This window comes from Halomonas sp. PR-M31, from assembly GCF_001039575.1.
Classification (GTDB): domain Bacteria; phylum Pseudomonadota; class Gammaproteobacteria; order Pseudomonadales; family Halomonadaceae; genus Modicisalibacter.
This window is the reverse complement of the sequence record NZ_JIBT01000001.1, coordinates 64,675-86,578: the sequence shown is the minus strand read 5'-3', so window position 1 is coordinate 86,578 and position 21,904 is coordinate 64,675. Positions and strand designations below refer to the sequence as shown.

Annotated in this window: 25 protein-coding genes; 15 read left to right on the top strand and 10 right to left on the bottom strand. The window is 58.1% G+C overall.

Annotation, left to right across the window (positions count from 1 at the left end; translation table 11 throughout):
• Positions 1–147: 147 nt before the first annotated feature.
• Together CH74_RS00425 and narL are read left to right on the top strand one after the other, a co-directional pair.
• Entirely contained in the window at positions 148–1,902 is a 1,755-nt protein-coding gene (locus CH74_RS00425; protein WP_048305516.1) for a histidine kinase, read from the top strand.
• Positions 1,899–2,540 (top strand): two-component system response regulator NarL, encoded by a 642-nt coding sequence (gene narL / locus CH74_RS00420; protein WP_048305515.1) that lies wholly within the window; start codon positions 1,899–1,901, stop codon positions 2,538–2,540. The genes CH74_RS00425 and narL overlap by 4 nt, the downstream gene beginning before the upstream one ends.
• A 1-nt stretch (position 2,541) precedes the next feature.
• Here the strand turns inward: narL and CH74_RS00415 are convergent, their stop codons facing one another.
• Positions 2,542–2,859 carry a carboxymuconolactone decarboxylase family protein gene (locus CH74_RS00415; RefSeq protein ID WP_048305514.1) on the bottom strand — a complete coding sequence of 106 codons (318 nt, stop codon included), beginning with the start codon at positions 2,857–2,859 and terminating at the stop codon, positions 2,542–2,544.
• Positions 2,860–3,061: 202 nt separating this feature from the next.
• Between CH74_RS00415 and fnr the strand changes: the two genes are divergently transcribed.
• The 5 genes from fnr to CH74_RS00390 all read left to right on the top strand — a co-directional run bounded on the left by fnr (position 3,062) and on the right by CH74_RS00390 (position 7,650).
• On the top strand, positions 3,062–3,829 hold the full coding sequence (gene fnr / locus CH74_RS00410; protein WP_048305513.1) for a fumarate/nitrate reduction transcriptional regulator Fnr: 768 nt from the start codon (positions 3,062–3,064) through the stop codon (positions 3,827–3,829).
• Between the two features lie 138 nt (positions 3,830–3,967).
• On the top strand, positions 3,968–5,320 hold the full coding sequence (locus CH74_RS00405) for a hypothetical protein (protein ID WP_048305512.1): 1,353 nt from the start codon (positions 3,968–3,970) through the stop codon (positions 5,318–5,320).
• A gap of 195 nt (positions 5,321–5,515) precedes the next feature.
• Positions 5,516–6,040 (top strand): SDR family oxidoreductase, encoded by a 525-nt coding sequence (locus tag CH74_RS00400; RefSeq protein WP_253272867.1) that lies wholly within the window; start codon positions 5,516–5,518, stop codon positions 6,038–6,040.
• Between the two features lie 15 nt (positions 6,041–6,055).
• Complete coding sequence (gene ada, locus CH74_RS00395; protein ID WP_048305511.1) at positions 6,056–7,120, top strand: bifunctional DNA-binding transcriptional regulator/O6-methylguanine-DNA methyltransferase Ada; 1,065 nt, start codon at positions 6,056–6,058, stop codon at positions 7,118–7,120.
• A complete protein-coding gene (locus CH74_RS00390; RefSeq protein WP_048305510.1) occupies positions 7,117–7,650 on the top strand; it encodes a 2OG-Fe(II) oxygenase in 534 nt (177 codons plus the stop codon). The genes ada and CH74_RS00390 overlap by 4 nt, the downstream gene beginning before the upstream one ends.
• A 59-nt stretch (positions 7,651–7,709) precedes the next feature.
• Here the strand turns inward: CH74_RS00390 and CH74_RS00385 are convergent, their stop codons facing one another.
• Entirely contained in the window at positions 7,710–8,102 is a 393-nt protein-coding gene (locus CH74_RS00385) for a SirB2 family protein (protein ID WP_048305509.1), read from the bottom strand.
• A gap of 154 nt (positions 8,103–8,256) precedes the next feature.
• Between CH74_RS00385 and CH74_RS00380 the strand changes: the two genes are divergently transcribed.
• Genes CH74_RS00380 through CH74_RS00370 form a run of 3 tightly spaced genes read left to right on the top strand, consistent with a single transcriptional unit; the run spans position 8,257 to position 10,032 of the window.
• Entirely contained in the window at positions 8,257–9,123 is an 867-nt protein-coding gene (locus tag CH74_RS00380; RefSeq protein ID WP_048305508.1) for an MBL fold metallo-hydrolase, read from the top strand.
• 25 nt (positions 9,124–9,148) lie between these two features.
• Positions 9,149–9,622 carry a YeeE/YedE family protein gene (locus tag CH74_RS00375; RefSeq protein ID WP_048305507.1) on the top strand — a complete coding sequence of 158 codons (474 nt, stop codon included), beginning with the start codon at positions 9,149–9,151 and terminating at the stop codon, positions 9,620–9,622.
• Positions 9,619–10,032 carry a DUF6691 family protein gene (locus CH74_RS00370; RefSeq protein ID WP_048305506.1) on the top strand — a complete coding sequence of 138 codons (414 nt, stop codon included), beginning with the start codon at positions 9,619–9,621 and terminating at the stop codon, positions 10,030–10,032. The genes CH74_RS00375 and CH74_RS00370 overlap by 4 nt, the downstream gene beginning before the upstream one ends.
• A gap of 16 nt (positions 10,033–10,048) precedes the next feature.
• Here CH74_RS00370 and CH74_RS19170 read toward each other — a convergent pair whose 3' ends face one another.
• From CH74_RS19170 to dsbD, 4 genes are read right to left on the bottom strand one after another with little or no spacing between them, the layout of a single operon-like run.
• The gene (locus CH74_RS19170; RefSeq protein ID WP_253272866.1) at positions 10,049–10,411 is read right to left on the bottom strand and encodes a hypothetical protein; all 363 of its coding nucleotides are present in this window, start codon (positions 10,409–10,411) and stop codon (positions 10,049–10,051) included.
• Positions 10,375–10,830 (bottom strand): thiol:disulfide interchange protein DsbG, encoded by a 456-nt coding sequence (dsbG, locus tag CH74_RS19165; RefSeq protein ID WP_253272865.1) that lies wholly within the window; start codon positions 10,828–10,830, stop codon positions 10,375–10,377. Before dsbG ends, CH74_RS19170 begins: the two co-directional genes overlap by 37 nt.
• A gap of 46 nt (positions 10,831–10,876) precedes the next feature.
• Positions 10,877–11,563: a thioredoxin family protein gene (locus tag CH74_RS19160; RefSeq protein ID WP_253272864.1), complete on the bottom strand. Its 687-nt coding sequence runs from the start codon at positions 11,561–11,563 to the stop codon at positions 10,877–10,879.
• Positions 11,560–12,807: a protein-disulfide reductase DsbD gene (dsbD, locus tag CH74_RS19155; protein WP_253272863.1), complete on the bottom strand. Its 1,248-nt coding sequence runs from the start codon at positions 12,805–12,807 to the stop codon at positions 11,560–11,562. Before dsbD ends, CH74_RS19160 begins: the two co-directional genes overlap by 4 nt.
• Positions 12,808–13,191: 384 nt before the next feature.
• Between dsbD and CH74_RS00355 the strand changes: the two genes are divergently transcribed.
• From CH74_RS00355 to CH74_RS00335, 5 genes are all read left to right on the top strand, one after another.
• Entirely contained in the window at positions 13,192–14,244 is a 1,053-nt protein-coding gene (locus CH74_RS00355; protein ID WP_216594672.1) for an acyl-CoA dehydrogenase family protein, read from the top strand.
• 25 nt (positions 14,245–14,269) lie between these two features.
• Positions 14,270–15,031, top strand: coding sequence for a PIG-L deacetylase family protein (locus tag CH74_RS00350; RefSeq protein WP_048305505.1), 762 nt, complete (start codon positions 14,270–14,272; stop codon positions 15,029–15,031).
• On the top strand, positions 15,028–15,627 hold the full coding sequence (locus tag CH74_RS00345; RefSeq protein ID WP_048305504.1) for an SAM-dependent methyltransferase: 600 nt from the start codon (positions 15,028–15,030) through the stop codon (positions 15,625–15,627). Before CH74_RS00350 ends, CH74_RS00345 begins: the two co-directional genes overlap by 4 nt.
• A 29-nt stretch (positions 15,628–15,656) precedes the next feature.
• A complete protein-coding gene (locus CH74_RS00340) occupies positions 15,657–16,331 on the top strand; it encodes a glycosyltransferase family 2 protein (protein WP_048305503.1) in 675 nt (224 codons plus the stop codon).
• A gap of 361 nt (positions 16,332–16,692) precedes the next feature.
• Positions 16,693–18,354 (top strand): PAS domain-containing methyl-accepting chemotaxis protein, encoded by a 1,662-nt coding sequence (locus tag CH74_RS00335; protein ID WP_053070575.1) that lies wholly within the window; start codon positions 16,693–16,695, stop codon positions 18,352–18,354.
• 48 nt (positions 18,355–18,402) lie between these two features.
• Here the strand turns inward: CH74_RS00335 and CH74_RS00330 are convergent, their stop codons facing one another.
• The 4 genes from CH74_RS00330 to dctP are packed head-to-tail and all read right to left on the bottom strand — an operon-like array spanning position 18,403 to position 21,873.
• Positions 18,403–19,173, bottom strand: coding sequence for a M15 family metallopeptidase (locus CH74_RS00330; RefSeq protein ID WP_082140215.1), 771 nt, complete (start codon positions 19,171–19,173; stop codon positions 18,403–18,405).
• A 4-nt stretch (positions 19,174–19,177) separates the two neighbouring features.
• Positions 19,178–20,455, bottom strand: coding sequence for a TRAP transporter large permease (locus tag CH74_RS00325; RefSeq protein WP_048305501.1), 1,278 nt, complete (start codon positions 20,453–20,455; stop codon positions 19,178–19,180).
• The gene (locus CH74_RS00320; RefSeq protein WP_048305500.1) at positions 20,452–20,955 is read right to left on the bottom strand and encodes a TRAP transporter small permease; all 504 of its coding nucleotides are present in this window, start codon (positions 20,953–20,955) and stop codon (positions 20,452–20,454) included. Before CH74_RS00320 ends, CH74_RS00325 begins: the two co-directional genes overlap by 4 nt.
• Before the next feature lie 21 nt (positions 20,956–20,976).
• Complete coding sequence (gene dctP, locus CH74_RS00315; RefSeq protein WP_367379069.1) at positions 20,977–21,873, bottom strand: TRAP transporter substrate-binding protein DctP; 897 nt, start codon at positions 21,871–21,873, stop codon at positions 20,977–20,979.
• Between the last annotated feature and the right edge of the window lie 31 nt (positions 21,874–21,904).

Below are 21,904 nucleotides of genomic sequence, written 5' to 3'. Positions count from 1 at the left end.
GAATGACGCCTGCTACCTCTAAAGAGGTATACGAAAAATATCTTTTAAGCGATTGAATCCTATAAACTAAACGCAATTATCGTTGAAGCTTCATGCTCAAGAATGGCGTTAAAAATCAAAAGGGGTAGTGGCCCAGGAGCCTTTTTAATGTCCTACACCTATAGCCAGTCCCTGTTCTTTCGAACCGGTTTGACCATGGCCGGCATCGTTATTCTTGCCCTCACCAGTATGCTCAGCTCCATCGTCATTGCCGAGACCGCCGGCGGAGACGCCGCCGCGATCAATCAGGCCGGTTCGATACGTATGCAGGCCTATCGTCTCTACAGCACGCTGGGCCAAACGCCAGCGGCCAATGATCTTATCGAACGGCGCATTGCCCGCCTTGACCAGGATCTGCGGGAAGACTCAATCGTGTCACTCGTTCCTGGCGGATCGCGACACCCCTTGACGATGCGCTATGAGGAAGTGCTTCGCCAATGGGAGGAAACGTTGCGCCCTGCCCTGTTGAAGCCGGATAGCGCAGAACGTCAGGCGTTATCCGAACAGGTAGCGCGTTTTGTCGCTGAAATGAATGCGTTCGTCAGTCAGCTACAGAAAAGGGCGGAATCACGGATCGAGATATTGCGTCTGGTACAGGGAGTCGCGCTTTTCTTGACGCTGGTATTGGCTTTTTTTGCGATGTATCAGCTCGCCAGTATCACGCCCCCGCTGCGGGAGCTGTTCACCGTGGTCAATCAGGCACGCCTAGGGAACTTCGATCAGCGTACCCACTACCAGAATGATAATGAGCTTGGTCTGATCTCGCGCACTATCAATCAGATGAACGAGAGTCTTTCGCAGATGTATGCTCAGCTGGAACAGCGGGTGGCGCTAAAAACCCTGGAGCTTCAGCGCAGCAACGATGCCCTCAGCCTGCTCTATCAAACAGCGCGCCAGCTCGGCGGCTTTTCGCCGGGCAATGAGCGCTATCGGGAGATTCTCGACCGGCTTGAAAGGATCACAGAGGCACACGCCATTACCTTACATCTGGATGGCGATGTCATGCCCGCCGGCACCCAGATCGTCCCCATTCGTAAATCCGGGCAGGATTATGGCCAACTTCTGTTGCGCTACCCTCAAGGTAAGAGGCCGCAACGCTGGCAACAGGAGCTGATTGAAACCGTCGCCGATCTAATTGCCGCGGCGCAGTCCCTGGCCAAAAAGTCCGATCAGCAGCGAAGGCTTGCGCTAATGGATGAACGCTCGGTCATTGCCCGGGAGCTACACGACTCCCTTGCCCAATCCCTGTCCTATCTAAAGATTCAGGTAGCCCGGCTGCAGATGCAGATTCGCCAGCAAAAACCTCAGGCGGAGCAACAAGTCGTCATCGACGAACTGCGCGAAGGTCTCAATGCCGCCTACCGCCAGCTGCGGGAATTGCTCAGCACCTTCCGCCTGCAAATGAACGTTGCCGGGCTGGAGGCAGCGCTGAGAGAAACCGCCCGAGAATTTTCACAGCGCGGTGAACTCGAGATTCAGCTCGACTATGCCATTGGACAATGCCCTCTTACCCCCAACGAGGAAGTCCATGTCCTGCACCTCGTGCGGGAAGCGCTGGCCAACGTGATCCACCACGCCAAGGCACGCCGTTGCAGTATTCGTTTATTCACCGATGCCAAGGAGGAAATCGTGCTCAATCTACGAGACGATGGTATTGGGCTGCCAGACCGATGGGAGCGTTTGAATCATTACGGCACCATCATCATGGGCGAGCGAGCCGCTGCGCTCGGCGGGCATCTCGCTCTGCAACGACACCCCGAAGGCGGAACGCTGGTCGCACTGCGCTTCATGCCTCGGCTCATCAAAGATACCAGTGACGTCGAAAAAAGCGCCGCCAATCCGCTGTCGGGAGATGAACGATGACCGGCCCCCGTATTCTGATCGTCGATGACCATCCTCTGTTTCGGCGGGGTGTTCGCCAGCTGATCGACATGGACGACAACATGCAGGTGGTCGGGGAGGCGTCCAGTGGCGCTGACGCCGTGTGCATGGCGACGGAGCTCGAGCTGGAGCTGATCCTGATGGACATGCACATGGCACGGATGGATGGCTTGGAAGCCCTGCGTCAGATACGCGACGCCGATATCGATACGCGTATCGTCATGCTGACCGTATCGGATGCCCACGAGGATGTGGTGGCGGCGCTTCGTGCCGGCGCCGATGGCTACCTGCTCAAGGACATGGAACCGGAAGATCTACTGGTGCAGATTCAGCAGGCGGCCAAAGGTGTTTTAGTGGTCAGCCCACAGCTGGCAACCATTCTTGCGGATGCCATTGGCGGCAGACGAACAGGCCCCAACGACGTCCTGGCCACGTTGACCTCCCGGGAACGGGACATCCTGCGGGCGCTTGCGAAGGGGCACAGCAATAAGATGATCGCGCGACAGCTGGCCATCACCGAAGGTACTGTCAAGGTGCACGTCAAGCATCTACTCAAGAAGCTGCATCTGCGTTCTCGAGTAGAGGCTGCGGTGTGGGCGGTTCATCATGACGCGGTGTGACTCAAGCGTCGGTGACGTCCTCAATCCAGGTCAACGCCGCCACTGCCGCGGAAAAGCCCAGGGTGGGAATCGACATCATCGCGACCTGCTTGAGTTCTTCTGCACCAATGGACTCTTCCAGGGCACGCCGGGCATGAGAATGCACCGCGCCTTCGGAGCGCGCCCCTACCGCCAACGCCAGCTTGACCAGGCGTCGGGTGCGCTCATCCAGTGGCCCGGATTTGGCGCAGGCTTCTCCCAGGGCGGCATAAGCGTTCCAGATATCAGGGTACTGCTCGGCGACTTCGCCGGCGCCGGAAGGCAAGTTCTGCTGAGACATCAAGACCTACTCCTTTTAAAGTAAATACTATTTCTGCCGACAATAAGTTCGGGCCCCTGCTAGGCTAGTCGACTTGTCCATTTTCATCCTTGGGCACCCACCCATTTAACCTATACTATGTGTTTATAATCATCGAGCCCTTGCCAACCTTGCGTCAGCATTTTTATACAATTCAGGCAAGGCTCATAGTGAGGAGGAGAACATGTCCCTGCCCCGTGTTGCCGCGGTCAACGAGATGCGCGACAGTTGCCGTAACTGCCGTCTGCGTGAACTCTGTCTGCCGGACTCCCTGTCTTTAGCGGAGGTGTCCAAGCTCGAGGAGATCGTTCAGCGACGCAAACCCATTGCCCGGGGGGACTATCTTTTTCAGGCCGGTCACCCTTTTACATCCATCTATGCGGTGCGTACAGGCTCTGTCAAAACCTCGAGCCTGATGACCAATGGGGATGAGCATATCACCGGCTTTCATTTTCCCGGCGAGGTAATCGGGCTCGAAGCCATCACGTCCGATCGACATGCCTGCGCCGCTATTGCCATGGAAACCTCGAGTGTCTGCGAGATCCCGTTCCATGCGCTTGAAGTGCTGGGTGAAAAGGCGCCCAAGCTGCAGCAGCAGCTGGTGCGTATCATGAGTCGCGAGCTGGTCACCGAGCAAGGCACTGCCCAACTGCTCACCCGCCGCTCCGCGGAGCAGCGCCTGGCGGCCATCCTGCTGAATTTCTCCGAACGCTTTGCCAGCCGAGGCCTGTCTGGCAATCGTTTCCGCTTGCCCATGTCGCGCCTGGATCTGGGCAACTATCTTGGCCTGGTGCCCGAGACCATGAGCCGCACCTTCCGGCGCCTGGAAGAACAAGGACTCCTCGACATCGCCGGCAAGGAAATCAACATTGCCGACAAGCCCGCCCTGACGGAACTGGCCTATGGCACGGCCCCGGAGAGCAGTTCGAACGCTTGCCGACACAGTGGATGAAGTCGCCGTCATGGCATGGCGTAGTTAACATGATTCAAGCCTAGCAGCGGAACGATCGAGCAGACGTGACTCAAGTCAACATACGCCCTGATGGCGCTGGCTATAGTGAGTGCAAAGATCCTTGGCTAAGGACACAGGATGGTTGCTCACTTGGCGCTCGATCGCGCCTTATTGGAAAAATATGCTTGCACGGAGCCCTGTAAAGCCCCGTACTTTCCTTTGACGCTTTGGCGTGAGGATTTTTCGGCTCAGGACTATCGTCTGGCAGCTCAGACCAGCAATGAAGACCCGATCCCGAGACCTCTCTCGATTTCCCTTCATTTGCCTGACTGTCATGAGCTGGACGGCACAAGTGCCTGCCACGAAGCAAACGCTGCTCGGCATGCAGCTCGCATTGATGATTATCTTGACCATCTCGAACGCGAAATCGTCCTGCAAGCCGCTCTCTTCGATAAAGATCGCCAGATCGAGCACGTTCATATCAGTGGCGATTTAGCGACCTGTATGAAGTACTCACACTGGGAAAGGTTATTTGACGTACTCGCGCATCACTTTTCCCTGACCCAGAGCGATCAACCCACTTCCACCATCGACGTAAGACCAGATAGTGTTTCTCCGGCCTATATAGCGTTGCTTGGCGAATTAGGGTTCACTCACCTGAATCTCATAGACCCGCCTCGAACGACCCTCTCCGGGCGGGGTAGCAGCGGATTCAGCGTGGAAGCTCTGGCGCCATTGATCGACGCCGGGCGCCAGGCACAGCTTCAGGGGGTGGGCATCACCTTGGCTTATGGTCATCCTCAGCAGACCCTTGCGAGCTTCGAAGCAGACCTGGTCAAGCTACTCACGCTACGACCGGACCGAGTCAGTCTTTGCCATCATCACTTTCTTGACGCTGCAAACGGCGCTGCAATGCTTCCCCTGGAGCGCTTGCAGCAAGCCATCCTGCACTTCACACAAGCCGGCTACCTACATCTTGGCCTGGGTCATTTCGTCTTGGCGAAAGATGAAATGGCATTGGCCTGGCATCGCGGCACCTTGCGCTACGATTCGCGCGGATACTCGTCTCATGGGGTTTGCGATCTGATTGGACTGGGGGCCGGCGCCTTCGGCCAACTAGACGATAGTTACAGTCAGAATGTCTTGGACCTCTCTCACTATTTTAGGTATCTCGATCGGGGTCGGCTGCCCGTTTGGCGTGGCTATCAGTTGAATTTCGATGACCTGTTGCGACGGGAGATCACTCATCGGCTGTTATGCGGCCAAGAGGTTGATATCGCCGCGATAGAAGAGCGCTACCACATCATGTTTCGTCATTATTTTGCACCGGAATTGAAGGCGCTGACCTCCTTCGCAGAAGACGCCCTGGTAATGCTCACACCCGATACAATCAGGCTGTTGCCGCCAGGGTATGCGCTGTTGGGGCCGGTCGCCGCGCTATTCGCACCTTTCAAACGTAAAGCAAGACAGCGTCTATTCCGGATCGTTTGATCGCTGTAATCCGGGCAGCACCTCTCGGAAGCGGTCGTCCACTTAGAGCGCGTCGAAAGTTCACTTTCAAATGACCGCGGGCAGAACGAAACTCTTAACGGCCCCGGGCACTTCTTGGATTGCAGAGCAAGAAACAGATATCGGAGATACGAAATTTCCTGACAAATGGACCTCCAATTACAGCAGGAGGTCGTCATGAAAACGTTGGAAGGCAAAGTTGCCATCGTTACCGGAGCAATGGGCTCCGTTGCAGAACTATCCGAGCAGAACTGGCATGACACGCTAGATACCAATCTGACAAGTGCCTTTCTCGGTGCCAAGTGTCACGTACCAGCGATGATAGAACGGGGCGCGGGCTCACTCATCTTCACTTCATCTTTTGTTGGCCATACGGTTGGCTTTCCGGACATGGTGGCTTATGCGGCAAGCAAGGGCGGAATGATTGGTATGGTCCAGGTCCTGGCTTCTGAATTCGGTGCGAATGACATCCGCGCTAACGCTGTTCTGCCTGGTGGAACAGATACGCCTACCAATATTGCCAACCTGCCAGGCGCTGAATCCGGAACACGAGATTTCATTGAAGGGCTTCACGCGCTTAAACGGTTGGCAAAACCAGAAGAAATTGCGCGAACTGTTCTTCACCTCGCCTCGGATGCGTCAAGCTTTATCACTGGAGCAGCGATTCTGGTAGATGGTGGCGTGTCGATTACACGAACCTGAGAGGATCACCTCGTCATGGATCACAAGCCAACTTCTACAGAGCGCGACCCACGCTGGCAAAGCGTTCTCGGACGCGACAAGGTCGCAGATGGTGCGTTCGTCTATGCAGTCAAAACGACGGGCATCTACTGTAGACCTTCCTGCCCATCCAGAAACGCAAAGCCCGAGAATGTCATTTTCTTTGCCTCCCCCGCCGACGCTGAAGTGGCGGGGTATCGTTCTTGTCAACGCTGCAATCCCAAGGGTCATTCCTCTACCGAGGCCAACGTAGCAATCGTTGCCGCCGCATGTCGACTTATTGAAAATTCAGACGTCTTGCCTAAATTGGACGATCTCGCGGCTTCAGTAGGCATGAGCGCGTCATATTTCCACCGCCAGTTCAAGGTAACCACCGGTCTCACCCCCAAGGCATACGGCGCTGCACATCGGATGAAGAAGGTTCGGGCTGAACTTTCTGACGCTGAAACCAGCGTCAGCAGCGCGATCTACGGTGCGGGCTTCAATTCCAACAGCCGTTTCTACGAACAATCTGACGAGGTGCTGGGCATGACACCGACCGTGTACAAACAAGGCGGCAAGGATGCCGATATTCGTTTTGCGGTGGGCCAATGCTCCCTCGGCGCGATACTCGTCGCCAGAAGTAGCAAGGGCATTTGTGCTATCGCCCTGGATGACGATCCTGAGCGACTAATCCACGAACTTCAGGATCGGTTCCCGAAAGCCAACTTGCTAGGAGGCGACGCAGAATTCGAGAAGCTCATCGCCCACATTGTCGGACTTGTAGAAGCACCACGGGTCGGTCTTGACCTGCCGCTCGACATCCGGGGGACTGCATTTCAACAGCGCGTCTGGCAGGCGCTGCGAGAAATTCCAGTGGGCGAGACCGCCACCTATGCCGACATTGCGCAACGTATTGGACAGCCCACATCCGTCCGCGCCGTGGCACAGGCATGCGGTGCTAACAAGATCGCTGTGGCCATTCCCTGTCATCGTGTAGTGAGGAGTGATGGTGCCCTTTCAGGTTATCGCTGGGGTGTTGATCGCAAGCGGGCTTTGCTGGAAAAGGAGGCCCAGGCATGAGTCTTGAAGTCGATTTCATCACCGAGAGCTTGGCGGTTGAAGCCGTCGAGGCGAAGTTGGCTGGATATGACTGGGATGCGTTCGCTACAGAACTCGAACATTATGGCTGCTCAGTTCTGAAAAATATCCTGACGCCTAAAAAGTGTAGTGATATCGCGACGCTATATCCGCAGGAAGAGCACTTCCGCAGCCACATTCGTATGGCCCGGTATGGCGTTGGCGATTTTAACTGCCTGCATCAAGATCTTTACGGTGATCTCACTTTCCCGCTGCAGATCGCCATTCTCCTGTCGGTGCCCGGAGAAGACTTTACCGGCGGCGAATTCGTGCTCACCGAACAACGACCCCGGATGCAAAGCCGTGTTGAAGTAGTGCCCATTCTCCAGGGAGACGCGGCTGTATTTGCTGTTCACAACCGTCCAGCCAAAGGCTCGAAAGGTTATTACCGTGTCAACTTGCGTCATGGAGTCAGTCGAATTCGTACCGGAAACCGCTACGCCGCCGGCATCATCTTTCATGACGCGAAATAGTGTTTTACATGATCGTCATGCTGGTCTGTCGGTAATTGGATAGTTTCGGCTTCCGTTATTTATGACAAACGCCACCATGAGAGCGGATCGTGGGTGATGGCTGCGCCCACAATATAGGCAAAGATCGCAATGGCAATCAGCGCTGCTACACCCCGTGTGGCCGGCGTACGGCCACGCTTGATGGCGATGGTGCCGACACCGATATAGGCCACCAACCCTATAAGCTTGGCGGCAAGCCAGGGCTGCTGGGTCGGCCAGGCTTGGAGCAGGATCATCAGAGTGACGCCTGCGGTCAGCAGTACGGTATCGATCACGTGGGGGAGAATGCGCGCCCAGCGCCGTTTCAATTGTGGCGACTCGCGTACCGACCACCAGGCTCGCAGTATGAACAGCGCGATGCTCAGCCCCGCCGCCAGCATATGAATCTGCTTGATCAATAGATAACTCGCCATGCTCACTCTAATTTTATGTTGGTGAATCCAGCGCAATAGCTCGATTACATGAAACGTTTTGGCTTTGCTTATGCTAAAAAGAACTAACGTTAGAACTTATTTTGCGCCGACTGGTCTACATTTCCAATGATGCCAACGAATCTGGAGGCCTGCCATGCGTAATCCGATCGTGACCCACTTCTTCGACGAACCGACCAATACCTTCAGCTATATCGTTCAGGATCCAAATAGCAACGCCTGCGCAATCATCGATTCAGTGCTTGATTTCGATTATGCCGCCGGACGCACCAATGCGCGCTCCGCGGACGCCATCATCGATCATATCCAGCGCGAAAAATTGTCCGTCGAATGGGTGCTCGAAACCCATGTCCATGCGGATCATCTTTCCGCCGCCCCCTATCTGCACGAGAAGCTGGGAGGCAGGACCGGTATCGGCGCCAAGATCCGCGAGGTTCAGGAGACCTTCGGCAAGGCCTTCAATGCCGGCAGCGAGTTTTCTCGAGACGGCAGCCAGTTCGATCGCCTGTTCGAGGAGGGTGACACCTTCGCCATTGGCGGCCTGGAAGCCCGTGTGTTGCATACGCCCGGGCACACACCAGCCTGCCTGACCTACGTGATAGGCGATGCTGCCTTCGTCGGCGATACCCTGTTCATGCCGGATTACGGCACAGCGCGTTGTGATTTTCCCGGTGGCAACGCCCGCACCCTGTACCGCTCGATCCACAAGGTATTGGCGCTGCCCGGCGAGACCCGGCTTTTCCTGTGCCATGACTACAAGGCACCCGGCCGCGAGGAGTATCAACATCAGAGCAGCGTGTCGGAACAGCGTACGAACAACGTCCATGTGCATGAAGGCGTCGATGAAAATGCCTTCGTCAAGATGCGTACCGAACGGGATGCCACCTTGAACATGCCGCGTCTGATAATTCCTTCGGTGCAAATCAACATGCGCGCCGGACGACTCCCGCCGGCCGAGGACAACGACCAGGTCTATATCAAAGTGCCTATCAATTTGTTCTGACAGGTTCAGTAAAAGGAGAATTCACGTGGATGTAGCGGCAAGTCTTCATGGCCTGATCGGCGGCATGCTGATAGGCCTATCCGCCGTATGGCTGATGGCGACCCTGGGGCGCATCGCCGGTATCAGCGGCATTCTGTCAGGACTTTTGACCAGCGGTAGTTCCGGTGATTCCGCCTGGCGGTTGACCTTTCTGCTGGGGCTGATCAGTGGCCCAATAATCCTGATGCTGTTGAGCAGTGGCCTGAGTGAAGGGCTAGGCAACGTGGTCAACGCACCCGCCAAGGTAATCGGCGAGCCCGCCGGGGGCATTGGCCTGATGCTGCTTGCCGGCCTGCTGGTCGGCGTAGGCACCGGCATTGGCGGGGGTTGTACCAGTGGCCACGGTGTCTGCGGCATGGCGCGCCTGTCACCTCGCTCGATTGTTGCGACCGCTACCTTCCTGCTGGTGGCCATACTGACCGTCTATGTGACACGACACGCAATCGGGGGTGGCGCATGAGAGCGCTTATGGGTTACATCGCGGGATTGCTGTTCGGCCTGGGATTGGCGTTTGGCGGTATGACCGATCCTGCTCGCGTGCTGGGCTTTCTGGATATTGCCGGGGCTTGGGATCCCACGCTGATCTTCGTGCTGGGTGGGGCGGTGGTGACCACCTTCATCGGTTATCGGCTGGTGCTGCGCCGCGACCAGCCCCTGGTGGCACAAGGCTTTCAACTGCCGACCCGGCGTGACCTGAATGGACGCCTGATCGGTGGCGCGGCGCTATTCGGTATCGGCTGGGGGCTCTCCGGCTACTGCCCGGGGCCGGCGTTCGCTTCCATTACCGGCATCACGCCGCCGCTCGTTGCCATGCTGGCGGCCATGATCGGCGGCTGGTTTCTGGCACGCAGGCTGCCGGCGAAAGCCTGACGCTGCTGGCATCAGGTCAAGGCTTGGGCGAGCCCATCATCTTCACCAGCTCTTCCTCTCCTGGAGCACCCTGAGTGACCGACAACCGCTCATTTTCCCCGGTTTGATAGAAGGTGACAGGGGTGGCGGCAAGCCCCAGAGAGTTCATAAGCTGATTGTTGGCAAGCAACTCGTCTTCCTTGTCTCTGGGCAGTTTGTCCAGCGGCGCGATTTCGTCACCGCGTTGATGCTTTCGTAGCGCCTGAATGGGATCGTCCGCAGCCAGCAGGGCAATTGCTTTTTGCGGGCTATCCTTTTTGAGCACGCCTACCATGATATGACGCAGCTGTACCTTGCCGGCCTCTACCCAGGGCCGGGTCTGTTCGAAGATCGGTGGCAATAAGGGCAGTTCGGGTCGGTGAAGGTATAGAGCACTCGCTTGGCGTCATCATCACCATCCGCAATCCAGGTGCTCTTTTCAAGCTGCTGCCATAGCGCCGCATCCTGGGGTCCACCCACCAGCCTGGCCAGGGGCTTGGCGGAAAGATCATTGCCCTGAGCATCCAGCAAGGTACCGACAATGGCGTGCTGGCCGTCCTCGGTGACATAGACCGCCACTTCACGGCCTTGCACACTGGCGGCGTAGCCGGTCAGCCCTGCCGGGGCCTCGAAGCGCTCGTGCACGGTCAAACCCTGCTTTTCCAAGGCCTGAACAGGTGCCGGCCACTTGGAATCATCTTCTTCTGCGGTGCTGATCAAGGGCCAAAGCAGACCAGGCAAGGCGAACAGCCATAAGCTGTGGCGTAGAGGCTGGGTCATCAGGAACGCTCCTTTATAAACGTGATGTGTATATCGCTTCTTCGGCTCAAGACGCCTGGCGGGCCTGTTCCAGCCGCTCGAGAAATGTCTCGGCGCTGATTTCGCCGACGATGCGAAGATCCCGGCGCTCTTTACCATCCGGGCCAATCAGCATGATGGTGGGCGGCCCCAGAATGCCATAGGCCTTGAGCATAGCCTGATCCGCAGCGTCGTTTTCGGTCACGTCTGGGCGTAGCAGCTGCATATCCGCGAGCCGTTGCTGAACTTGAGGATCACCGAACACCTTGTCTTCGATCACCTGACAAGACACGCACCAGTCAGCATAGAAATCCACTAGGGTCCATTGGCCCTGCTCGCCGGCGGCCGCGAGCTTTTGTGACAGGCCGTCGAGATCATCTACCTCCGCGAAGCGGGCCATGAAATTCTCTTGAACGGTGGTGCCTGTCGGACCTGACTGAAGAAACGCCAAAGGTCGGTAAGGATCGTCACCGCCACCGGCGCTGCCCACCAGCATCACCGCCCCCCACAGACCCAGCACCAGACCGGCGCTGCGGGCGATCAGCTGCCCCGGGCTTGGCACGGCGGCTTGACTTGCCTGCCACAGCGCGACGGCAATACCCACCAGCCAGGCGCCCCATAGGCCCAGTTCGATGCTATCCGGGATGACCCGAGCGACAAACCAGATGGCCATACCCAGCAGCACGAAGCCGAACAGCACCTTGACCCGGGTCATCCAGGCGCCGGGCCGGGGCAGTAAACGTGCCCCAGCGCCCCGACCAGCAGCAGCGGCGCCCCCATGCCCAGCCCCAAGGCCAGCAGCGCGCCACCGCCCAGCAGGGCATCGCCGCTATCGGCGATATACAAAAGCGCACCGGCAAGGGGCGCGGTCATGCAGGGGCCAACCAATATTGCCGACAGCACCCCCATGGCAGCAGCTCCGCCGAGGGTGCCGCCGCGCTGGCGCTGCTGCATATTATCAAGACGCTGACGCAGCGCCTGAGGCAGCTGCAGCTCGAAGAGTCCGAACATGGCCAGGGCCAGCACCACGAACAGCAGGGCAAACACGCCCAGCACCCAGGGGGTTTGCAGCATGGCCTGAAGATTGGCCCCGGCCAAAGCGGCGATGACGCCGATCACGGCGTAAGTCAAAGCCATGGGCAGCACGAAGGCGATGGAAAGCATCAGTCCGCGCCTGGCACCCGCGCCGGAACCCACTACCAGACTCGATAGAATCGGAATCATGGGCAGCACGCATGGGGTGAACACCAGCAACAAGCCCATGCCAAAAAACGCTGCCAGCGCCCAGCCGATGGGGGCATCGGACAGCTGTGAGGCCAGGCGCTGATCTTCGCCTAACGCGTCGTTGTCGGTTTGGGGACTTGCTACCGCAGCGCCCTGCTCGGCTTCCGGTGCGGGTTCGTCCACTGCCGGGCTACTGGCGCTAGACTCGCTAGAGGCGCTGGAGCCAAACCACGAACTAGAACCAGAACTTGAACTAGAGCCACTCAGAGACGAGAAAAAGCCCTGCCCTGCCAAGGTGCCGTTTTCCAGACTCATGTTGGCCAGATCCAGGGTATCGCGCTGGGGGGCATAGCACAGACCGTCCTTGGCGCAACCCTGCCAGGAAAGCGCCAGGTTCTTGGCCTGTCGAGGATCGACCTGCACCTCGATATCGTCGTAATACACCTCGGACTCACCGAAATACTCATCGGTGACGATCTCACCATCACGCAGCGAAACTGGAGCAATGGCGGAAGGCTCACCTTCAATGCTTAGACGATGACGATAAAGGTAATAGCCCCGCGCGATTTCCCAGCGCAGCACGACTTCGCCATCCTGCTTGTCCGCATGCAGCTTGAAGGCCTTGTCGACCGGCAGGAAGTCCTGTTCCGCTGCAAGTGCACCCTGACTTAGCAAGACCAATATCAACGGCAATAGAAACCGCGTAAACAAAGGCGACAGACCACTGCCTAGCATCTAACCACTCCTTCAAAACAGACCGCTGTATCGACCGGTACAAAAAAGAACTAAATAAGTGATGCACCCAGAAGGCGCGGAAGAACGCTTGGATTCTTCATTGAGAACGCGAAACAAGACTTGTTGATCTTATGAAGGGCCGTGTCGTCTGCCTTCCCATCTCTCGAAACATCGAAGACTTTCGACCATGAGGAGTCGACCGGCGCACATATAATACCATTCACTTCTGAAATTTACCTGAGACGCCTTCACCAGTCCGCAGCGCTGACCCGAAAAGCCAGTAAGACGTTGAAAATAGCAAAGCATGCAAACCTCAACCCAACCAAGGTTATCGTGATAGCCATGCTAAGCTGACAGGATAAAAAAACCTCAAGAGGAAAATTCATGGCCACGGAATCGGCTGCCCCCACGTTGTCATCCAGCCCCACGGACGCCGAACAACGAAGTCGTATCGTTGCGAATCCGGCTCTGCAATCAAGGCTGCCTGCTACCGATATCGAAGCGCTTGGCGCGTCCCTGGAGTATCTGCTCGATGCCGGCGCCGATCGTCTGCCACTGCCCGGCCAGGGCGACACCTTGAGTCGCTGGCAGACGCTTGCCGACGTGGCCGGTCTTGATCTTTCCCTGGTCAAGCTCTTCGAAGGCCATACCGACGCCCTGGCCATCATCGCCGAACACGACGCCTGCGCCTTGGTGCCCGCGGATGCCCGATGGGGCATGTGGGCCGCGGAGCCGCCCTTTGCACGGGTAGAAATAGAGCAATCATGCGATGCAAACGGCAATGACGTGACGATTTCCGGTCGCAAGGCCTGGTGTTCCGGCGCGCCGATCCTGACCCATGGCTTGATGACCGCCTGGCAGGATGGCGCTCAGCGTCTGGTGGCGGTGGCACTGGATCAGCCCGGTGTGAATGTCACCAGCCAAGGTTGGGAGGCGGTGGGCATGGCCGCCACCGCCAGTGTCGAGGTGGAATTCGATCACGCTCGAGCACAGCTCATCGGCCCTGCCGGGGGCTATCTCGATCGCCCCGGGTTCTGGCAAGGGGGCGCCGGCATTGCCACCTGCTGGTTTGGCGGCGCTCGCGCCTTGGGTGAAACGCTGCGCGCTCGGGCCAAAGGCAATGACAACCCCCATTTACTGGCGCATCTGGGCGCAGTGGACGTAGCCCTGGAAAGCGGTCGGGCTACCCTGTGCGAAGCCGCAGGCTGGATCGATGCGCATCCTCGGCAGAGCGCTCAGCTTGTCGCCATGCGCGCCCGGGCCGTGATCGAACAGGTCGTGAATGAGGTGATCCATCATACTGGTCGTGCCTGGGGGCGGGGCCCTATTGTCGTGACCCGGCTTTCGCCCAGCGCATGGCGGATCTGCCGGTGTTCCTGCGCCAAAGTCACGCCGAGCGCGATCTTGAAGCCTTGGGCCATGAATTGGCGTCTTTGAACGCCTCGCCGTGGAGATTGATTTTGTGAGTACGAAAGATGACCGACGCATCGTCGGTGAAGGCACCCCCGAGAGCGATTGGGTGGCCTGGCCAGGTCTGCTTGAAATGCCCGGCATTCAAGTCGCCTCATTGGTATCGCCCGGGCGCCGCATCGTCATGGTGGCGCCACACCCGGACGATGAAATAGTAGGCTGTGCCGGCTTGCTGATGCAGCTGGCCGCCCTCGATCACGAGCTCCTGATCGTCGGTGTGACCGACGGCACCGGCAGTCATCCCGGCTCTCGTCACTGGACGCCTCAGCGCTTGGCCAAGACCCGCCCTGCAGAAAGCCTGCGTGCGCTTGAATGCCTGGGGCTTGCCGATGTGCCCATTTTGCGGCTTGGGCTGACCGATACCCGAGTAACGCAAGAGCGAGCAGAACTTATCAGACAGCTCGACGACCGGCTCCAGCCAGAAGACATCCTGGTAACCACCTGGCGCGGCGACGGTCATCCGGACCATGAAGCTACCGGTCAGGCCTGCGCCGAGATCGCCGCTGGCAAAGGGTGTCCACTCATCGAACTGCCGGTCTGGACTTGGCACTGGGCAAGCCCGGGCGATCCTCGCGTTCCCTGGGAGCGTGCCCGCCGCGTTGAGCTCAGCCTCGATCAGTACGAGCGCAAGCGTGTCGCCCTCGATGCCCATGTCAGTCAGCTCACCGCGGATGATTCCACCGGACAAGACCCGGTCCTGGCGCCTTTTGCGCTGGCGCGAATGCTGCGCCCTTTTGAGGTGCTTTTTCTATGAGCTTCACCACGGACGATTTCGATACGCTCTACGCTCGGGACCTCGACCCCTGGGGCTACGAGCATCATTGGTATGAGGCACGTAAGCGCGCCCTGTGCCTTGCCATGCTGACCCGGCCACATTACAAGCGCGTATTCGAGCCTGGCTGTTCCATCGGTGTGATGAGCGAAGCCTTACTGGAACGCTGCGATGCCTTGCTGGGCTGGGATCTGAGTTCTATCGCTCTCGACGCCGCTCACAAGCGTCTGACTCAGCGCGAGGGCGTGACCCTGGAACAGCGCCGACTGCCTGAAGCCTGGCCTGCCGGCACCTTCGATCTTCTGGTATTCAGCGAACTGGGCTATTTTCTCGATCGCTCCGCAATGAAAGAGGTCGTTGCGCGTCTACCGGCTCTTCTCGACGATGATGGTGAAATATTGGCCTGCCACTGGCGCCACCCCATCGAAGGCGGCGAGCTCGATGGCGAGGCGGTGCATCGTCTTATCAATGAAGGTAGCGGACTGACGCGCTTGAGCCGGCACTCGGAAGAAGACGTCATCATCGAACTGTGGTCGAAAGATACGAGCTCCGTGGCCCGGCGCGATGGTTTGATTTGAGATCGTTCACACAAGGAAGTGAGTTCATCATGATCGGTATCGTTGTCCCCGTACACAATGAACAAGACTGCTTGGGCCGCTGCCTGCAAGCATTGACTGCCGCCGCCGAACACTTTTCCCGCACTCAAGACGAAGCGGTGGAGATCGTTCTAGTGCTGGACACTTGCACCGATGAATCGTCCGCCATCGCCGCCACTTTTCCCGTTCAGGTAATTGAAGTCGATCATACCAATGTGGGCATGGCGCGGCATATTGGTGCCGACTGGTTGCTCGAACACGGGGCGCGCTGGTTGGCTTTTACCGACGCGGACAGTGAAGTCAGCCAGGATTGGTTGAGCAGCCAGTGCGATCTTGATTGCGATGCGGTATGCGGCAATATTCGTCTGGCGCAATGGTCACAGCTACCTGTCGAGCAGCGTAGGCGTTATCTGGCTCATCTGCGAGACAGCGATCCAAAGCGTATCTATGGCGCCAATCTGGGTGTGTGCGCCAATGCCTATCGTGCGGTGGGGGGCTTTGAACCGCGTCGCTCCCACGAAGACGTGCACCTGGTGCGTGCACTTCAGGCCGGTGGCTTTCGCATCGTCTGGAACGCCGCCTCTTACGTGCTTACCAGTGCACGCAGCACGGCGCGGGCACCGGAAGGCCTTGGTGCGCTGCTGCAATCCTTGGAAGCGTCAGGCATGGAGCAGGAAGGTCTCTGACAACTTTTAACGGCATCATATCGTTGTGGTCCATGAACGACGTGATAGTTAGCTATTATATATTTTATTAATGCTGAAATATGTGCCGGACTTCTTAAATATTATTTAACTTGTTATCAATAACCATACTATCTATAAAACCTTAATTGCTAAGTTTAATTAATGGACTAAATAAGCATAGGGTTATATACCTTATCCAAGCTTAACTTTCGTTAATAAAATCTATACTAATAAAACCAAGATCGACGTCATGAGTTTTCATTCATTTTCTTAATCAAGACGCGTAGCACTTTTTGAATAGTCGACTTGCACTCAATCAAACACGACTTGCACGTCATTATCCAAAACGAGATAGGTTGCCATGCGTAATAATCAACCCATTACCAATCAAGAATACGAAATACGTGACGATCAGAACCTGATCTCGCGCACCGACCTGAAAGGCCGTATCACCTACGCCTCGCCTACTTTCGTCGAGGTCAGTGGCTTTAACCAGGATGAGCTTATCGGCGCTCCGCATAACCTCATCCGTCATCCGGACATGCCCGAGACCGCCTTCGCTAATCTATGGGGCACCATCAAGAACGGCGATATCTGGATCGGCATGGTCAAAAACCGGCGCAAGAATGGCGATCACTACTGGGTGCGGGCTCATGTGGTGCCGATTGTGGAAAACGGCGAAGTGCAAGGCTATACCTCGGTGCGGGTCAAACCGACTGCAAAAGAAAAAGAGTACGCCGAACACACTTACGAACGACTGCGCAACGGCAAGAGCCATCGTATTGTTCTCGACCGTGGTTGGATCGTACGCCGAGGCGTTCTTGGCAAGTTGTCGCGCCTTAACCCCTTAAGCATCAAGAGCAATGTGCTCATGATCGCCCTGTTAGGCGTTCTGCTGTCATTTCTAGGTGAACGGCTCGGATTGCTCGGGCAACTGGCCGGTAGCCTGCTGGTACTAACGATCGCGGGATTATGCTATCGCCGAATCGCTAGCTCCGTGGACAGAACCCGCCGCTTCGCCATGCAGATTGCCGCGGGCAATCTGGTGGCGGAGGCGCCGCAAAAAGGCAAGGATGAGCTAGGTGAGATCATCGGTGCCATGGAGATCATGCACCACAGCCTGGGTAATATTTCTCTCGATATCCAGAAGATGCTCAACGAGGTGGATCAAGACACCCGTAGCCTGCTGCAGATCAATGAGGACCTTGCCTCGCGAACGGAGCAGCAGGCGGTATGTCTTCAGGAAACCGCTGCCAGCATGGAAGAGCTGACCATCACGGTGCAACAGAACTCGAGCAATACCGACATGGCGGAACAGCATGCCCAAAGTGCTCGTAAAGAGGTCAGTCGCAGCGAAGAGGACGTGAGCCAGCTCGTGGAACGAATGCAGCAGATCACCGAAAGCGCCGGCAATATGAACGAAGCTATCAGTGTCATCGATTCGATCGCGTTCCAGACCAATCTGCTTGCGCTCAACGCCTCCGTCGAGGCTGCCAGAGCGGGAGAACAAGGGCGCGGCTTTGCCGTAGTGGCACAAGAAGTGCGTCACCTGGCGGAGCGTGCCTCGGTATCCGCCAAGATGATTCGCCAGCTGGTCGATGGCAGTCTGGACAACGTCAGTAGAGGTGAAAAGCAGCTCAAACAGCTAGAGTCCAATAACCAGGGCGTGATCAAGGCCGTGGCTACTATCAACCAGCTGATCGAGGAAATTTCCATCGCCTCTCGGGAGCAATCCCAAGGCTTGCAGCAGATCAACGCTGCCGTCGTCGAGATGGATCAAGCCACCCAGCAGAACGCCTCCCGAGTACAGCACTCCACGGAGGTCAATACACTGCTTACCGGTCAGGTGAATACGCTGAGAAACGCCATTTCTTCATTGCGAGTTGAAGGTACGGGCAAAGAGCATGTCAGCCGGGAACAGCGCTTCAAGGCGCGTGAGGCCGGACAGAAACTGAGCGCGGAAGAAAATCATCATCTCGACGATCCTGACACCGCAAAGCGCGTCCTAGACCGGGTCGCCTAGCGACCGTCCGAACTCGTCCTCTTTCAACCGATCGCTGGTGCCGGCTTTCTAAAGCTGCCGCCGCCAGCGACTCTCAATCGTCTCCAGCTCCGCCGGGCCATAAAGCGCCCGCTCATGCCCCCCATACAACGCCCATAGCTGGTCGCCGAAATCGAAGTGCCACCACTCGCTGGGCAGGTTGGTGAAGCCCTGTTCGTGCATGACGTGATACAGCAAGCGCCGCCGATCTCGCGCCAGGCGCTGACGCTCATCGAGATCATCGCCCAGGCGTTCGAGATAGTCGCTGTGAGAGGCCGGCACGGCTTCGTCGAACAGGGTGCCCATATCGAGCAACAGACCGTCTTCGTCGCACAGGGTCACATCCACTGCGCCGCCGGTCAGGTGCGGGCTGGGCGCGTTTGAGTCGGTGCTGGGCACGGAAACGAACTCCCGGGTGCGGGCAAGAAGCTCGTCATCGTCGGCGTCAGGATGACGAGTGCGAATCGCCTCGAAAAGCGTATCGAAGAGATACTGCTGCACCCGCCAGGGCCGCCAGCCATCGAGTACCACCAGGCCGAGCCCCTCCGGCAGTGAGCGCGCCACGCCGAGCAAGCGCCGATAGACCTCCTCGCGTACATAGCAATCGCCCACCGCCCCGGGAATATCCTGCTTGGCATAGACGGGGAACGCCTTGAGCGGCTCCGGCGCCAGACTCAACGGCACCAGCAGCGCATCCTCCGCCAGAATGGGAATACGGTTCAAGGCCGTCCAGTCCGGCTCGGGCCGGCTGGGAATCGGCGGTAGCTCCACGCTTGCGAAGGTAACGACAGTCTTACTCATTGCATCATCCAAGTACGCTGGGCAACCACAGGGTCAGGGGTGGGAAAAGGATCAATATCAGTAGCACTAGCACCGCAGTCAGCACGAAAGGCCAGATAGTCCTGAACAGCGCTGTGATTTCCAGATGACTCACCGCCGCCGCCACGAACACACAGGCGCCCATGGGCGGCGTGATCAGGGCAATGGTGATATTCAGGGTAATGATGATGCCCAGATGCACCGGGTCGATACCCGCCATCATCGCCACCGGGGCGAAGATCGGGGTGAGCAGCATCAGCGCCGAAACCTCCTCCATGAACATGCCGGTCACGAAGGTAATACCGCTTAACATCAGCAGCACCAAAATCGGCTGATCAGTATAGGGCGCGATCAACGAAACGAATTGAGTGGGTACCTGAGCATAGGAGAGCAGCCAGCTGATGGTCGCCGACGCCGCCATGATCAAGAAGATCGCCGAGGTGAGCCGGGTCGTCTCGACGATCGCCCGCCAGAAATCGGCGAGGCGCAGATTACCCAAGGCGATACCGCACAACGCCACGTAGAGCGCCGTCAGCGCGCCGGATTCCGTGGGGGTAAAAAAGCCCAATACGATGCCGGCGACGATGATGAACGGCGCGACCAATGCCGGCAAAGCCGCCAGCGCCGCCTTACCCAGCTCAGCAACCCCAGGCCGGCCGCCACGTTTGGTCAACCCTTTGCGCCAGGCGTAGAAGGCATTCATCGCCATGAAGGCCATCCCCAGAAACAGCCCGGGAATCACCCCGGCCAGGAACAGATCCCCCACGGAGGTGTTGGTCAGCGAGGCATACAGGATCATGAAGATGCTGGGGGGAATGATTGGCCCGATCAGCGAGCTGCCGGCGGTCAGGCCGGCGGCGAAGGCGGTGGAGTAGCCCTCCTTGCGCATGGGCGGCACCAGCAGCGAGCCCAGCGCCGAGGTGTCCGCCACGGCGGAGCCGTTGACCCCGGCGAAGAACACGCTCGACACCACGTTGACATGGCCCATGCCGCCGCGCAGGTGGCCGACCAGCAGGCGCGCCAGGCCCATCAGGCGCTCGGTCAGGCCGCTTGCGTTCATCAGGTTGCCCGCCAGAATGAACAGCGGGATCGCCATCAGCGAAAAGACGTTGATACCGCCGAAGAACTGCTGCGGCATCATGCGCGCCAACATGCCCGGGTCGACGAACATGAAGCCCACCACCGCGGTGGCCAGCAGGGCTAGAAACAGCGGCAGGCCGAGCAGCACATGCACCAGGAAGATCGCCAACATGGTGAGGGTCATGCGTCCTGCTCCGCCATCGTCTTCAGCGGCGCCGGCCCGTACCACAGGGCATGCCAGGCCAGCAGGGCGAAGCCGATGGGCATCGACAGCATGGGAATGGTGCGGCTGATGCCCAGTCCCGAGCTGGTAAACATGGCCACGGACTGGGCATAGCGATAGCTGAACGGGGCGCCGCCGATGGCAAGCCCCAAGGTCAGCAGCCATTGATAGATATTGAGCAGGCGGCATAGCGGCGCCGGTAATAATCGCTCGATCAGGGCGACTCGCATGTGACCGCCTTCCACCCAGACCGCGCCGGCGGCCAGCAGCACGGCGCCAATGATCAGAAAGCGCGCCAGCTCGTCCGTCCAGATCGGGGCGCCGCCGGCCAGATAACGTAAAAAGACCGCGTAGAGGATGACCCCCAGATTGATCAGCAAAAGAGCGCTGGCGATCGTGATCGACACCCTTCGACTGATCGACAGCACTCGCTTTCGCAGGTCGAACAAAGCACTAGCCATGATGCGACCACACCTGGGCCATCACTGCGCCAACTGCGTCATGCCCGCATCCTCGAGGGCCATGTCGATCCAGCGCTGCTCGATATCCTGGGTCTTCAGCCACTCCAGATAAGCCGGCTGGCCCTGCTCACGAAAGGCGTTCAGATTCTCCTCGGAAGGTTCGATGACCTGCATGCCCTGCTCTTCGAGATAGGCGATGCGTTCGTCCACCTTGGCCTCGTTGTGCTCCCGGGCCATGGCATTGGCCTCATCCACCGCCTCCAGGAAGGCCTGGCGGGTCTGCTCGTCCCAGCCATCGAGCATGGCCCCGTTGCCCACCAGAAACTGATCCGAGTACTGGATATTGGCCAGGGTCAGGTACTTCTGCACCTCGTAGAGACTCCCCATCACGATATACATCGGCGGATTCATCTGGCCATCCGCCACCCCAGTGCGCAGGGCCATGTAGACCTCGGTCCAGGGAATCGGCGTTCCCGACGCGCCAAAGGCCTCGTAGAGCGCTACTTGGCTGGGGTCCATGGCGCGAAAGCGTAGCCCCTTGAAATCCTCCGGGGCTTGGATGGGCTTCTCATCATTGGTGAAAGCCAGGAAACCGCCCTCCTCGACTACCGCCAGCATCTCGATACCGGTGCGTTCACGCAGCGTCTCGTCAAACGCCTTCCAATAGTCACCTTCATCGAAGAAGGTCCGCGCCGCCTCGAAATCCTCGAACAGGAAGGGAATGGCGCTGACGAAGATTTCCGGCATCACTGGCGATATCCCGGCAAAGGACGCGATGTTCAGGTTCGGCGAGCTCATGGTCTGCTCCATGCGCGCCTGTTCCTCGCCGAGCTGGCTGTTGGGATAGAGCCTGAGTTCGAGCTCGCCGTCGGTCTTCTCCGCCACCAGTTCCTTGAGATTGGTGGCGAACACATGCACCGCGTTCTTCTCCGGGTCCGGCGCGCGTTGT